This is a genomic window from Roseobacter phycocola, assembly GCF_042055075.2.
Lineage (GTDB): Bacteria > Pseudomonadota > Alphaproteobacteria > Rhodobacterales > Rhodobacteraceae > Roseobacter.
This window is the reverse complement of record NZ_CP194010.1, coordinates 445,211-458,161: the sequence shown is the minus strand read 5'-3', so window position 1 is coordinate 458,161 and position 12,951 is coordinate 445,211. Positions and strand designations below refer to the sequence as shown.

At 60.8% G+C, this 12,951-nt stretch carries 12 protein-coding genes and 1 pseudogene; 9 read left to right on the top strand and 4 right to left on the bottom strand.

Annotated features, from left to right (window positions below; translation table 11 throughout):
• Positions 1-23 precede the first annotated feature (23 nt).
• The 3 genes from AB4K19_RS02405 to mdoH are packed head-to-tail and all read left to right on the top strand — an operon-like array spanning position 24 to position 4,701.
• Positions 24-1,298, top strand: a complete 1,275-nt coding sequence (locus AB4K19_RS02405) for an OpgC family protein (RefSeq protein WP_436398928.1) — start codon at positions 24-26, stop codon at positions 1,296-1,298.
• Positions 1,298-2,821 (top strand): glucan biosynthesis protein, encoded by a 1,524-nt coding sequence (locus AB4K19_RS02400; RefSeq protein ID WP_436398926.1) that lies wholly within the window; start codon positions 1,298-1,300, stop codon positions 2,819-2,821. The genes AB4K19_RS02405 and AB4K19_RS02400 overlap by 1 nt, the downstream gene beginning before the upstream one ends.
• A complete protein-coding gene (gene mdoH, locus AB4K19_RS02395) occupies positions 2,818-4,701 on the top strand; it encodes a glucans biosynthesis glucosyltransferase MdoH (protein WP_436398924.1) in 1,884 nt (627 codons plus the stop codon). The genes AB4K19_RS02400 and mdoH overlap by 4 nt, the downstream gene beginning before the upstream one ends.
• 104 nt (positions 4,702-4,805) lie before the next feature.
• Here mdoH and AB4K19_RS02390 read toward each other — a convergent pair whose 3' ends face one another.
• The 4 genes from AB4K19_RS02390 to AB4K19_RS02375 all read right to left on the bottom strand — a co-directional run bounded on the left by AB4K19_RS02390 (position 4,806) and on the right by AB4K19_RS02375 (position 7,380).
• Positions 4,806-5,297 (bottom strand): rhodanese-like domain-containing protein, encoded by a 492-nt coding sequence (locus tag AB4K19_RS02390; RefSeq protein ID WP_375230357.1) that lies wholly within the window; start codon positions 5,295-5,297, stop codon positions 4,806-4,808.
• Positions 5,298-5,305: 8 nt separating this feature from the next.
• Positions 5,306-5,830, bottom strand: coding sequence for a YHS domain-containing (seleno)protein (locus AB4K19_RS02385; RefSeq protein ID WP_375230356.1), 525 nt, complete (start codon positions 5,828-5,830; stop codon positions 5,306-5,308).
• Between the two features lie 172 nt (positions 5,831-6,002).
• On the bottom strand, positions 6,003-6,800 hold the full coding sequence (locus AB4K19_RS02380) for an SseB family protein (protein WP_436398921.1): 798 nt from the start codon (positions 6,798-6,800) through the stop codon (positions 6,003-6,005).
• Positions 6,793-7,380, bottom strand: coding sequence for a uracil-DNA glycosylase family protein (locus tag AB4K19_RS02375; RefSeq protein ID WP_375230355.1), 588 nt, complete (start codon positions 7,378-7,380; stop codon positions 6,793-6,795). Before AB4K19_RS02375 ends, AB4K19_RS02380 begins: the two co-directional genes overlap by 8 nt.
• Before the next feature lie 230 nt (positions 7,381-7,610).
• Here AB4K19_RS02375 and AB4K19_RS02370 point away from each other — a divergent pair, with 230 nt between their 5' ends.
• The 6 genes and pseudogenes from AB4K19_RS02370 to AB4K19_RS02345 form a co-directional block, all read left to right on the top strand.
• Positions 7,611-7,955 carry an ArsR/SmtB family transcription factor gene (locus tag AB4K19_RS02370; protein WP_375230354.1) on the top strand — a complete coding sequence of 115 codons (345 nt, stop codon included), beginning with the start codon at positions 7,611-7,613 and terminating at the stop codon, positions 7,953-7,955.
• Positions 7,948-8,976 carry a permease gene (locus AB4K19_RS02365; protein ID WP_436398919.1) on the top strand — a complete coding sequence of 343 codons (1,029 nt, stop codon included), beginning with the start codon at positions 7,948-7,950 and terminating at the stop codon, positions 8,974-8,976. Before AB4K19_RS02370 ends, AB4K19_RS02365 begins: the two co-directional genes overlap by 8 nt.
• 210 nt (positions 8,977-9,186) lie before the next feature.
• Positions 9,187-9,846, top strand: coding sequence for an ABC transporter ATP-binding protein (locus AB4K19_RS02360; RefSeq protein ID WP_375230352.1), 660 nt, complete (start codon positions 9,187-9,189; stop codon positions 9,844-9,846).
• Entirely contained in the window at positions 9,824-11,581 is a 1,758-nt protein-coding gene (locus AB4K19_RS02355) for a capsule biosynthesis protein (protein ID WP_436398917.1), read from the top strand. The genes AB4K19_RS02360 and AB4K19_RS02355 overlap by 23 nt, the downstream gene beginning before the upstream one ends.
• Position 11,582: 1 nt before the next feature.
• The gene (gene kdsA, locus AB4K19_RS02350; RefSeq protein ID WP_375230350.1) at positions 11,583-12,416 is read left to right on the top strand and encodes a 3-deoxy-8-phosphooctulonate synthase; all 834 of its coding nucleotides are present in this window, start codon (positions 11,583-11,585) and stop codon (positions 12,414-12,416) included.
• 75 nt (positions 12,417-12,491) lie between these two features.
• Positions 12,492-12,908 (top strand): annotated as a pseudogene (locus tag AB4K19_RS02345) (phosphomannomutase/phosphoglucomutase); the annotation flags it as partial.
• Positions 12,909-12,951 lie beyond the last annotated feature (43 nt).

Below are 12,951 nucleotides of genomic sequence, written 5' to 3'. Positions count from 1 at the left end.
AGCGCAACGCATAAAGACCGGCCATGACACTTGCCGACCCGAATACGCTATCCTCCGGATTGTCCGGTGCTGCCACGGCGCATGCCGCTGCAGGCGGCGCGCGTGTGCGCGACCTGCGCCTGGACTTTTTCCGCGGCATTGCAATGTTCATCATCCTGTTTGCACATACGCCGGGAAATTTTTTCACGTCCTGGATCCCGGCACGCTGGGGCTTTTCGGATGCGACCGAAATCTTTGTGTTCTGCTCTGGTATGGCATCGGCCATCGCCTTTGGGTCCACCTTTGACAGGGCCGGATTCGCGCTCGGCACAGCGCGTGTCGCCTACAGAGTCTGGCAGGTATACTGGGCGCATGTCGGCCTCTTTGTAGCAACCGTTGCGCTGGTGGTTTTCCTGACAGATCTGGAAATGACCAGCCGGAATTACTGGGGCCAGCTGAACCTCTGGCCGCTCTTCGTCGAAAGCGAACGCTGGACCAACCAGGACATCTGGCTGAGCTTTGTTACGCTGCAATACGTGCCGAATTATTTCGATATTCTGCCCATGTATATGGTCGTGCTGGTTCTGATGCCGGTCATCATGGCCCTGTCGCGGGTCAATCTCTGGCTGGTTGCAGCTTTTGTGGGTCTTGCATGGCTGATGGGACAGCGCGCGCTGACGGACATGCTGGGCCTGCCACACTGGAACTTCACGGCCGAGCCGTGGATCAAGGACAACGGCACCCAGCGCGAGTGGTTTTTCAACCCGTTCGGCTGGCAGCTGATCTTCTTTACCGGCTTTGCGTTTATGCGCGGCTGGCTGCCAAAACCGCCCGTGAACGCCGCGCTGATCGGGGTCGCCCTGTTTCTCGTGCTTGCCAATATTCCGCTCAGCAACATCGGCGTGCGCGAATTTGGTTTCGACTGGGCGCGTGAGTGGCGCATCGATAACCGCGCCTGGATCACCAAATCGGACTTTGGCATCCTGCGCTATGTTCATTTCCTCGCACTCGCCTATCTGTGCTGGGTTGCTGCAGGCGACAAGGGTGCACGGCTTCTGGCAACCGGCGCCGGTCTTTGGGCGCGGGTCTGGCAGCGGGCGCTCACCATCATTCTCAAGGTGGGTCAGCAGTCACTTGCTGTCTTTATCGTCAGCATGTTCACCGCCCGCTTCAGCGGCTTTGCCATGGACATGCTGGGACGCGACACGCTGACAGTGATCGCCGTTAATCTGGCCGGTATGGGTGTTCTTGTGCTCACGGCCTATGGTGCCGGGTGGTTCAAATCCCAGCCCTGGCGCACCCGAAAGGCAGGTGGGTAATGCTGCGTCGCGACGTTCTGAAATCCCTCATGGCCATGGCCGCGGTACCATCTGCGGCTCTGGCCGAAGAACCCGGTCTCCAGCTTGGCGACGGCGCACCCTTTGACCCGCAGTCGGTCGTGGACCGCGCCCGTGCGCTGGCCGCAGAGCCCTATGCGCCCCGCCCGCTTATTCCGGAAAGCTGGCGCAATCTGACGTATGACCAGTACCGTAAAATCTGGTTCGACAGCCGCAATGCGCTCTGGGAAAACTCCGATACCCCGCAGCGGGTCGACGTGTTCCCGCCCGGTCTTTATTTTCCGCAGGCTGTGGAGATCAACGTCATCGACGGAGGGCGCTCGCGGCCGCTGGCGTTCGACATGGGTGTCTTCGACACAACTGACAAGTTTCCGGATGTCGAGATCGACAGCACGCTGGGCTATTCCGGCCTGCGTCTGCGCGCCGAACTGGAACAGGCCGGCATCTTTCAGGAATACGCGGTGTTCCAGGGGGCCAGCTATTTCCGGGGTATTGGTACGGGTGAAATCTATGGCCTGTCAGCGCGCGGACTTGCGCTGCGTACGGGCGACCCCGCTGGTGAGGAATTCCCCGATTTCACGGCCTTCTGGCTAGAAACGCCACAGCCGGGTGCGGGCAATGTTGTACTGCATGCGCTGCTCGACAGCCCAAGCTGCACCGGCGCTTACCGTTTCGACATAACGCACGGCAAAGTACTGCGGATGCAGGTCAGCGCAACGCTCTTTGCGCGCGAAGAAATGCGCCACGTGGGCATCGCCCCGCTGACCTCGATGTTTCTCTTTGACGAAACCATGCGCCAGCGGTTTTCTGACTTCCGGCCAGCAGTACACGACAGCGACGGTCTGCTCATTCACAACGGAGCCGGAGAGGTCATCTGGCGGCCGCTGGCCAATCCGCTGTCGCTGCAGATCAGCGCATTCTCTGACAATAACCCCAAAGGGTTTGGTCTGATGCAGCGCCCGCGTGCGTTTGGCGATTTTGCCGACCTGGAAGCGCTCTATCACAAGCGCCCTGCCCTGTGGGTCACGCCCGGTGAAGACTGGGGGCCGGGTTCGGTGACGCTGGTGGAGATTCCGGCTGACCTGGAGATCTACGACAATATCGTGTCCTACTGGCGTCCGTCCCGCCCGATTGCCGCAGGCGAAAGTCACCGGATGAGCTACACGCTGGACTGGGGCGAGGCACCCGCACCGGCGACCGGAATGCCACTGCGCGTGCTGAATACCGCCATCGGCGGACGTCCCGAGGGTGGCAACATCGTTGCGATCGACTTTGAGGATGGTGCGCTGGTGCCCGAAGACCTGTCACGTATTGATATTCTGGTACGGGGCAGTGCAGGAGACGTTACACCTGGTCTGGTTCAGAGAAACCCCGAGACGAACGGACCCCGCCTGGCTTTCACATTCAAGCCGGGCGAGGCTGATCTGATCGAGTTCCGCGCACAGCTGCGCCTTGATGGAGCCCCCCTGAGCGAAGTCTGGCTCTACCGGTGGACCGCTGGATGAGTGAGGCGCCCCTGATATCGATGCCGGCGCGCGCGCCGCTTCGGATGGACGCGCAGGATCTTTCCGCCCGACCCGCCCTTCGCAATGATACGGCGACTGAAACGGCCCGGGCCATGCCCTGGCGCCTGGGCGTTTTTCTGCCCGCACTGATCGGCACGGCCCTGATGCTCAGCGCGATTTATGGCTGGTTGTCTGAAACCGGCATGACGGGCCTGGAGTGGGCCCTGCTGACGATGATTGGCGCGACTTTTGTCTGGGTTTCCCTGTCTGTCAGCACGATCGGCGTGGCCGTGGCAGGCCTTCTCGCCCGCGAGGATGCGGACGATCCGGAGGTCGCCGGGGCGCCTGGCCTTGACGTCGCGCTTCTGGTGCCGGTTTACAATGAAAACCCCAGCGATGTGTTCGGAAACGCGGCGGCCATGCTGGACGACCTCTCGCGCCGCGCCAGCCCGCACCGCTACACGCTCTTCCTGCTGTCAGACTCAACAGATGAGGCAATTGCAGCTGATGAGGCCCGCGCTTTCGCAGCGCTCCGGGCCGGTGCGCCCGAAGGGTTTGAGGTTTACTATCGTCGCCGCGCCACCAACACAGACAAGAAAGTCGGCAACCTGGTCGACTGGATCACCGGCTGGGGGGCCGCCTGGGAAGCCATGGTTGTCCTGGATGCAGACAGTCTGATGACCGGCAAGGCAATTGACCGGCTGACCAGCGAGTTGAGCCGTGACCCGGACGCAGGCCTCATTCAGACCTTCCCGATGCTCATCGGCGCCGGCACGCTTTTCGCGCGGCTGCAACAGTTCTCGAACATTGCCTATGGCTGGTTGCTGGCCGAGGGGCTGGCCAACTGGGCAAGAACCGAGGGTAATTACTGGGGGCACAACGCGATCATCCGCACGCGCGCCTTTGCCGCATCAGCGGGGCTGCCACATCTTGCGGGCCGACGCGGTCAGTCTGAGCTCATTCTGAGCCACGATTTTGTCGAAGCCGGATTGTTGCGCCGGGCCGGGTGGCAGGTCCGTTTCCTGCCGCGCGTGACCGGCAGCTTTGAGGAGACGCCCGGCACGCTGATCGACTATGTCCTGCGCGACCAGCGGTGGTGCCGTGGCAACCTGCAGCACTTGAAACTGCTGCGGACGGCTGGCTTGCACCCGGTATCGAGGTTCCATCTGTTGCACGGGGCGGTTGCCTATCTGCTGTCACCGGCGTGGTTTGGCCTTCTGGTGATCTGGACGTTGCTGGGCAAGGATTCTGAAACCAACGTCATCCGCTATTTCAACGAAGCCAATCCGCTGTTTCCCGACTGGCCCCCCGCCATGAGCCACATCGACAGCGCAGTTTTCCTTGTCATCATGTACGCGATGCTGCTGACCCCGAAAATTGTCGGCGCGGGCATCATCGCCCTGCACCCCAAAGCGACACGCGTTTATGGCGGGCGGCCTGCGTTCCTCGGCGCGTTCCTCGTCGAGATTGTTCTGTCCGTGGCCTATGCGCCTGTGATGATGATCCAGCAGACCCGCGCGGTATTCCGCGCGTCCATAGGGCGTTCTGATCCCTGGGCGCCACAGGTGCGTGACGCCCGGGCCTATCCGCTGCGGGTGCTGATCCGGTTTCACTGGATGGAAACACTGCTGGGCCTCGTATTGCTGACAGGGCTGGTGTCCGGGCTTGTGTCCCTCTGGCTCATCCCGATTGCCGCAAGCCTGTGTCTGGCTGTGCCGCTGTCGGCACTGAGCGCCCTGCCCGTGAGCCGTTACGTTCCTGCACCGCTGCGCATGAACAGCCCCAACACGCTGCGCGAACCGGCGATTGTGACCCGCGCGCTGCGTGAGCGTCGCCGCATTGCGCTGCTCCTGAACAACTCAGGCATGCCGGCCGAATAGCCCCTGCCCCCATATTCAAGCACAATAAAACCCGCCCAAAGCCGGGGGGACGACTGTCAGGCGGGTTCCGGCAGGGCCCGGAGGCCTGCCTGTTCAGAAATAAGTCAGGGCCGGTAAACCGGCAGGTCCCGTTTGATCCAGCCAGGACCGGCACCGGAACCCAGCATGCCTTCGGGCACGTCAATGATGCTGGTAAACCCTGCGGCCTGCAGAAGCTCTGTCATCCGGCGGGACCGCACCCCACGCGCACAGATAAGCGCCACAGGCGTACTGCGGTCACCTCCGGTGCGGATCAGAAGTTCGTCGATAAAGTCCTGGCGACGCATATCGATGGGCACGGCACCTTCGCCGACACCCCAGCGTTCCCACTCATCCGGCCTGCGGATGTCCACGAGCGTGATCTCACCGGCGCCCGACGCGCGGTGCGCTTCCACCGGGCTGATCGCGGCCTCACCATCGTTTTCGGCCAGCACATTGTACCACTGAGCGGCCACCGCACCGCCTGTCGCAATACCGGCCAGCCCCAGAATCAGAGCACCCCGCCGCGTCAGACGCGACGGGGAATTCGCCTGCCCGCTCCCGGAAGGATCAGACATCGACATGATCAGTTAACCGGCGCGGAGCTGGAAAACTGCGGGATTGCACGGTCAGATGCAGCCGCGGATTCAATGTTCACCCAGTTCTTTTCCGATTTGTTCAGGTTAGCACCGATGTCTTCTTCCCAGAAGCCGACAACGTTCTTTGTGATGTTGAGATACAGTTTGCCGTCGACAATCCGCCACAGGTTCGGGTTTGCCGGGACCTTGCCGCCCTGTGCAACGCCATAGGCGCAGTGGCCGTCATATTGCGGAGCATAGGCCGCCGGGTTTGCAACGAAACGATCGCGGTTCGCTTCGGAGGAAAAGGCGAATGTTGAACCGTTGTAGGTTGCTGTGATGTCTTTGTCACCCGGAACCGCAGCAGGCTGGGACTGGCCTACAGGGGCCTGCTCAAGGTCGAAATAAGCGACCACGTCATAGCCGGATACGGCAAAGCCGGTCGGGTCCACGTACTGTTCGCCAGCAAAGGACGCCGTTGCAAAAGTCACTGCTGTCGCAGTAGCAGCCAGAAAATTCAGGGGGAAACGCATGTGTCGCATACTCCGGTTTATGGGTTCAGGCGGTTACTTTGTCCGCCGGTGTGACAGATGTAGAATGGGAACGCCTTCCTGTGCACCATGTTACGGCCGATCTCGCATGCTTGTGAAAATCCGGGCATTCGCGTGATCACTCTGTGAGGAAACATCCGCTTCCAGGCGCCGTTTATTTCAGCCGGGGCGGCTTGTCCGGGTCACTGCCCGGTGCCGGCCTCTGATCAGGAAGGCTTTCCTGCAGCTGTGGCAGGTCAAAACGCAGACCCACGCGTTCCAGCTTCTCTGCAATTTCCTCAGAACCGCGGAAAAATCCCACATCCAGTGCGCCTGCCTCGATGCCCGAAAACGTCAAAGCCTCAGAGGTTGCCCTGGCAAGCGCATCCTGGGCAGCGGGTACAGCATCTACAAAAGCCAGCATATGACCCCTTGCGCCTGTTTCGGAGGTCACGCCCACGAGACAGGCAAAGCGGGCAAGCCCCATGGCGGTGGCCAGTTTCGTGTCGATCGCTTCGATGAGCACATCCGGCAGCCCGGCAGGCGCGCGCACTTCCGTGATCCGTGCCTCAACCTCATCAGGTGCATTGCCCAGTGTCCCGTTGAGCCATTCAATTGCTTCTGCAGGCAGGAGCGTGGATGAGGGTCCGGCCTCCGGGTTCAGTCCCAGCCCGATGTCCTGCCCCTGCAGCATACCCGCAACAGTCCGGCCGGACAGTGCAACATAGGGCGCGGTCTGGCCGGCAAAACCTGCCAGCCTTTCAGGGCGGTCAAAGACCAGCACATACCGCGCATCGCCGGTGTCAAAAAGTTCCGGTGTGACGGTTTCCTCGCCCGGTCCGGGTTCTTTTTCCAGCATCAGATAGAGCTCGCTGTCTGCAAGTCGTTCGTAGAACCGCAGGCGCACAGCATCGTTGTCCGGATCTGCCGCCGCAGCGAGCCAGGCTGTGTCCAGAGGAGTTTTTTCAGTCATAAAGTGCCTCGTGCACAGCCTGCCGCAGGTCGGGCAGTATTTCGGCTTCGAACCACGGGTTCTTTTTCAGCCAGCCGGTGTTGCGCCAGCTTGGATGCGGCAAAGCCCAGACACCTCTGTCGCGGCCGGGTTGCTCCCGCACGGCCGCCGTGACTGATGCGACCTTGCCCAGATGGTATTTCATGGCATAGCCGCCGATGACCAGTGTCACGGCCACGCGGGGCAGTGTGTCCAGCACAGCCGCCCGCCAGGTCCTGGCGCAGACTGGTGGCGGTGGAAGGTCTGAGCCGCGCGCATCATAGCCCGGAAAACAGAATGCCATCGGCACGATCGCAATCCGTTCGCGGTCATAAAAAGTATCAGGGTCGGTCTGCAGCCATTCCCGGAGGCGATCACCCGAGGGGTCCGTGAAGGGCCTGCCATCCAGATGCACACGCATGCCCGGCGCCTGCCCTGCGATCAGGACACGCGCACCGGGGCGGAACCAGATGATCGGTCGCGGACTGTGCGCCGTTTCTGTTTCCGCAAAACGTTCAGAGCAAAGCGCACAGGCTGCCAGTTCAGAGACGACGTCTTTCATGGGCCTGACGTAATACACCACCGGCCGGGTGCAAAGCCCCCGCTGTAAGTGGCGCCCCGGTTTTCGCGTGCGTTCACGACGTCAGGCCAACACAGCAAACCGCAAACTCCATTTTCACATCTGCGTGGGCCGACGGCCGGGCAAGGCGAATGGGCGGATGCGGAATATCATTTCGGCATTTATCGAAATAAATGTTGCGGGCAGCTCTTCATTTCGATAATTATAGAAATATGAAAATGGAATCGCCGGATGATATCGACCTGACCGTTGCTGCGGCACAGTTCGCAGCCCTTGGATCAGAGCAGCGCCTCGCCGTCCTGCGCTGTCTGGTGCGCGCAGGACCTGCCGGTCTGAGCATTGGTACATTGGGGGAACGGACCGGGATCACCGGATCTACCCTCACACATCATATGAAGATACTGGCATCAGCCGGGCTTGTTGCGCAAAAGCGCCAGGGCCGCAGCATCATCTGCGCCGCCGTGGCCTTCGACGACGTACAAAGGCTTTCCGGATTTCTTCTCACTGAATGCTGCGCAGACGCGGCGGGCAAAAAAGGCGACCAGGACAATGGCTGAAACAAGTACTTTTGGCGCCGCGATGCGGCGACTGCCAGCGCCGGGCGCATGGGGCGCTACGTTTATTCTTCTGGTGCTGGTCGCGGTTTTTGATACCGCCCGGCTGACAGATGTGATCCTCTTTGCCCTGCGTGCGCTTGCGGGAACCGCGCCCTTTATTCTGTTTGCTGTCCTTGCCGTCGCCTGGCTCAAGGCAACCGGTGCCGAAACATTGCTGGCGCGCGCCTTCGAGGGGCGTCAGACCCGGATGATCCTGATGGCGGCCCTGCTGGGGGGACTGTCCCCCTTCTGCAGCTGTGAGGTCATCCCGTTTATTGCAGCGCTGCTGGCCGTCGGCGCGCCGCTGAGCGCCGTTATGGCGTTCTGGCTGGCCTCCCCTTTGATGGATCCGGCCATGTTTGCCATCACCTCCGGAACGCTGGGGCTGGACTTTGCTGTGGCCAAAACACTGGCCGCTGTCAGCCTGGGTCTCTTTGGTGGCTTCGGCACAATGCTGTTTGCCCGTTCACCCGTCTTCGCCAATCCACTGCGTGAACGGCCTGCTGTTGGCGGCTGTTGTGGCGCATCGCGGCCATTTTCCGGAGCGCCCGTCTGGCGCTTCTGGCAACACGCGGACCGCAGGGAAACCTTTGCCGGAACAGCGCGCGACAATGCATTGTTTCTGCTCAAATGGCTCACGCTGGCATATGTGATTGAGGCGCTGATGCTGGCTTATGTCCCGGCCGAACTGATCGCCGGCATTCTCGGCGGTGACGGTCCCGGACCGATCATCCTGGGCGCGCTGGTCGGCGCTCCTGCCTATCTGAATGGCTATGCGGCTGTACCGCTCATTGATGCCCTTCTCGCTCAGGGCATGGCCAACGGCGCGGCAATGTCATTTGTCATTGCCGGGGGCGTCAGCAGCATCCCCGCGGCCATAGCGGTATGGGCGCTGGTGAAACCGCGGGTCTTCGTTGCATACCTGACTTTCGCGATGATCGGTGCCGTGATCGCGGGCATGGCGTGGCAGGCTTTTGCCTGATACGCTCCCGCATGGCGGGAATCTGCGCATAGCTCCGTGATGGTGAGCGTGTTACCGCCTGCGGCACTCTGAAACCGGCCCGGTTTCTTGTGCATTTGTCTCAAATTTCGACATAATGTGGCCCGATTCAGTAGATAATCCGTAAATAAGCTCTGGTACCAAAGAGCAGAAAAAACCCGTTTTCGGGTCAAAAGGGGCAGCGGAGCAGTCATGCTGGCGTTTGAGAATGTATCCAAGTCCTTCTGGACGGGGACCCAGTACAAGGTCATCCTTGACCAGGTGTCGTTTCGCGTCGACCTGGGCAATTCTCTGGGCATTCTGGCACCCAACGGTACCGGCAAAACCACACTGATCAATATGATGGCTGGCCTTGAGAAACCGGACTCGGGCGAGATCCGCCGGGGATGCAATATCTCGTTTCCGCTGGGGTTCATGGGCGGCGTGGTCAATAAGGTTTCCGCAGTAGAGAACGCACGTTACATCGCACGCCTTTACGGCCTGGACCCCGACTACGTAGAAAGTTTCTGCCGGTGGCTGTGCAATCTTGATGAATACTTTGACCAGCCTCTGGGGACCTATTCCGCCGGCATGCGCGCACGGTTTTCGTTCTCGCTGATGCTGGCGCTGGATTTTGACATGTATCTGATCGACGAGGGTATGCCGTCGACAACAGACGTCGAGTTTAACCGCAAAGCCGGAGAAGTGCTGCGGGAACGTCTGAGCACCACAACAATCGTAATCGTGTCGCATCAGGCGGAAACGCTTGAAAAGTTTGCACGGTCTGCCGCCGTACTGATCGGCGGGCAGCTGCATATGTTCGACACCCTTGAAGAAGCGAAGCAGCTTTATGACTACGAAACCCACAGCTAAGCAGTACCGCATTCGCCGGAGTGGCCCGGGACTGAACGCTGCAGATGCCGATCCTGCGCGGCGTCCCGTGTCGCCTGAAGCTGCGCGCGCAAAGGCTGAAGCAGAGGCGCTTGCGGCCCGCAAGGCGCAACAGGCACAGAAACAGCAACATCAACAGGCGCGCCCGAAACAGCCTGCGCAGCCCAGTAAGGCCCCCGCGGCCAGGCCCGCCGGCGGACAGGCACCGTCCGGCCAGCCCGGCGCGCAGAAACATCCGGCTTCGCCAGCCCCGGGCAAACCGGAAGGAACGACCGCAGAACTGGAGGCCATCCGGCGTGAAGGCCTGACAGGCCGGCAACTGCGGATGGCAAGACGCGTGGCCCAGAAACATGGCCTGACACCAACGTCGGACCTGGACGCTGTGCGCCTTTTGCGCAAACGCGGGGTCGATCCTTTCCAGCGGTCCAATATGCTCGAACTGGTAGTCCCGCCCGGTCAGACCGACGGGGCAGGCAACGCCGAAGGGCAAAAGCCGCGTGTGCAGCTGCCGCAGACCGTTCCGACCCCGGGCGAGAACCTGCCGTCAACCGACCTGAGCCCGGCCGACCGGCGTAACCGCCAGATCTCCGAGATACAGCAGGACATCGCACGCCGCCGCAAACGCAAAATGCGGATGCTCATGGCGCGGCTTGCGGCATTCGTCATGCTGCCGACCCTGCTTGCGGGCTGGTATTTCTTCATGGTCGCAACGCCGATGTACGCGACGAAAGCTGAGTTTCTGATCCTTCAGGCAGATGGCCAGAGTGCTGGCGCGGGTGCCGGGCTGCTGGGCGGAAGCCAGTTTGCGACGTCCGCCGACAGTATCGCGGTGCAATCCTATCTGCAGTCGACTGAGGCCATGCTGCGGCTGGACAGCGATGTCGGCTTCAAGTCGCACTTTTCGCAACCCTTCATTGATCCGGTCCAGCGTCTTTCGGCCGATCCGACCAATGAAGAAGCATATAAAACCTACCAGAAATCCGTGAAGGTCGGGTACGACCCGACCGAGGGTGTGCTGCGTATGGAAGTGATTGCGGCTGATCCCGCTATCTCCGCACGCTACAGCGAGGCGCTTATTGCCTACGCCGAAGAGCGCGTGAACAACCTCAGCCAGCAAAAGCGCGGCGATCAGATGGCAGATGCCGAAGAGAGTTTCCGCAAAGCGGATGCTGAACGCCGTGCGGCTCAGGAAGCTCTGGTAAATCTGCAGCTTGAAGGAGCAACCCTGGACCCGGAGGCCGTTATTGAAAGCCTCAGAACTCAGATCACCCAGATCGAACTGCAGATCCTGGAAAAAGAACTGCAACTCGCAGCGCTTCTCGACAACGCGCGCCCGAACCAGTCCCGTGTCGATGGCGCCCGGGGCGATATCCGCCGCCTGAATGATCAGCTGGACGAGCTGAATACCCGTATGACGGATGCCAGCCAGGGGGAAAATTCCCTCGCGCAGCTGAGCGTACGGATCCAGATGGCTCAGGCAGACCTCGCGACCCGCGATATGCTCCTGCAGTCAGCGCTGCAGCAGATGGAACAGACACGTATCGAGGCAAACCGGCAGGTTCGCTACCTGACCATCAGCGTCCAGCCGGTCGCGCCACAGGAAGCAAGCTATCCGCGCAGTTTCGAGAATACCGTGCTCGCCTTCTTGATCTTTGCAGGTATCTACCTGATGGTCTCTCTGACATCGTCTATCCTCAGAGAACAGGTGACTTCCTGATATGCAGCACGTTTCAGTCGGCGATCTGACGATCGGCAACGACCGGCCCCTGACCATCATTGCGGGCCCCTGCCAGCTGGAAAGCGAAGACCATGCCCAGATGATCGCGGGCAAAATGAAAGAAGCCTGCGACGCCGCGGGTGCAGGTTATGTGTTCAAAGCCTCCTATGACAAGGCGAACCGCACCTCACTGGACGGCAAACGAGGAATGGGTATCGACGCCGGTCTCAAAGCACTGCAGTCGGTCGGCAGAGCCAACGGCGTGCCGGTCATCACCGATGTCCACAGCGAGGCACAATGCGCCATTGCTGCGGAAGTGGCTGACATCATCCAGATCCCCGCTTTTCTGTGCCGCCAGACCGATATGCTTCTGGCCGCAGGCAACACAGGCGCTGCAATTAACGTGAAAAAGGGTCAGTTCCTCGCCCCATGGGAAATGGAAAACATCTGCACCAAGATCGAAAGTACCGGCAACCGGCGTATTCTGCTGACCGAACGCGGGACGACCTTTGGCTATAATACTCTGGTGGTGGATATGCGTTCGCTGCCGCAGATGGCGACAACCGGATATCCTGTAGTGATGGATGCGACCCACTCTGTCCAGCAACCGGGCGGTCGGGGTGGCTCGTCCGGAGGACAGCGCGAGTTTGCGCCCGTGATGGCGCGGGCTGCTGCAGCCGTGGGTGTCGGCGCGATCTTTATGGAAACCCACCAGGACCCGGACAATGCACCCTGTGATGGACCCAATATGATCTATCTTGATCAGATGCCTGCGCTCATCGACACACTGATGTCGTTTGACCGGCTGTCCAAGGCCTCGCCGCTTCCGTTCTGAACGCCCGGAACGAGCCCCATCATGAAACCAGCTCCTGTTGTCACGCCCAATACGTAGGAATTTCTGTGCGATCCGATGATCGCACCACCGGATTTCGCGAATATGACGCGCGCTGGAAGTATCCCGAAGAGATCAACTTGCCGGGGATGGCGCACCGGGGCTCGGCCCTGGCGCACAGATACACCGCGCGGGATATAACCGGTTATTGCTGTGGGGAAGGACTTTCGTGACTATCCTCTGTCCATCCACAACGCTCTGATCATGGGCCTCGTTCATGCCGGCGTCCACGTACGCGATATCGGCCCGGCCCTCAGCCCTATGGTCCATTTTGCGCAATTTCACCTCGATGCTCCCGCCGTCGCTGCGGCTACTGGCAGTCACAACCCCAATGGCCGGACGGGCGTCAAAATGAGGTTTGAGCGCCCGCTGGCGCACGGTCCGGAGGAAACGAGCGAGGTACGCGATATCATACTTGGCGGCCAGGGCGAGCCGCGCCGCACGCTGCCCGTGTCCTCGTCCATGCCAACGCTGTCAC

Coding starts and splice junctions, on each gene's coding strand:
- AB4K19_RS02355 (WP_436398917.1), top strand. CDS start 9,824: ATGACTACGAAACCCACAGCTAAGCAGTACCGCATTCGCCGGAGTGGC.
- AB4K19_RS02370 (WP_375230354.1), top strand. CDS start 7,611: ATGAAAATGGAATCGCCGGATGATATCGACCTGACCGTTGCTGCGGCA.
- AB4K19_RS02365 (WP_436398919.1), top strand. CDS start 7,948: ATGGCTGAAACAAGTACTTTTGGCGCCGCGATGCGGCGACTGCCAGCG.
- AB4K19_RS02385 (WP_375230356.1), bottom strand. CDS start 5,830: ATGCGTTTCCCCCTGAATTTTCTGGCTGCTACTGCGACAGCAGTGACT.
- AB4K19_RS02360 (WP_375230352.1), top strand. CDS start 9,187: ATGCTGGCGTTTGAGAATGTATCCAAGTCCTTCTGGACGGGGACCCAG.
- AB4K19_RS02380 (WP_436398921.1), bottom strand. CDS start 6,800: ATGACTGAAAAAACTCCTCTGGACACAGCCTGGCTCGCTGCGGCGGCA.
- AB4K19_RS02390 (WP_375230357.1), bottom strand. CDS start 5,297: ATGTCTGATCCTTCCGGGAGCGGGCAGGCGAATTCCCCGTCGCGTCTG.
- kdsA (WP_375230350.1), top strand. CDS start 11,583: ATGCAGCACGTTTCAGTCGGCGATCTGACGATCGGCAACGACCGGCCC.
- AB4K19_RS02405 (WP_436398928.1), top strand. CDS start 24: ATGACACTTGCCGACCCGAATACGCTATCCTCCGGATTGTCCGGTGCT.
- AB4K19_RS02400 (WP_436398926.1), top strand. CDS start 1,298: ATGCTGCGTCGCGACGTTCTGAAATCCCTCATGGCCATGGCCGCGGTA.
- mdoH (WP_436398924.1), top strand. CDS start 2,818: ATGAGTGAGGCGCCCCTGATATCGATGCCGGCGCGCGCGCCGCTTCGG.
- AB4K19_RS02375 (WP_375230355.1), bottom strand. CDS start 7,380: ATGAAAGACGTCGTCTCTGAACTGGCAGCCTGTGCGCTTTGCTCTGAA.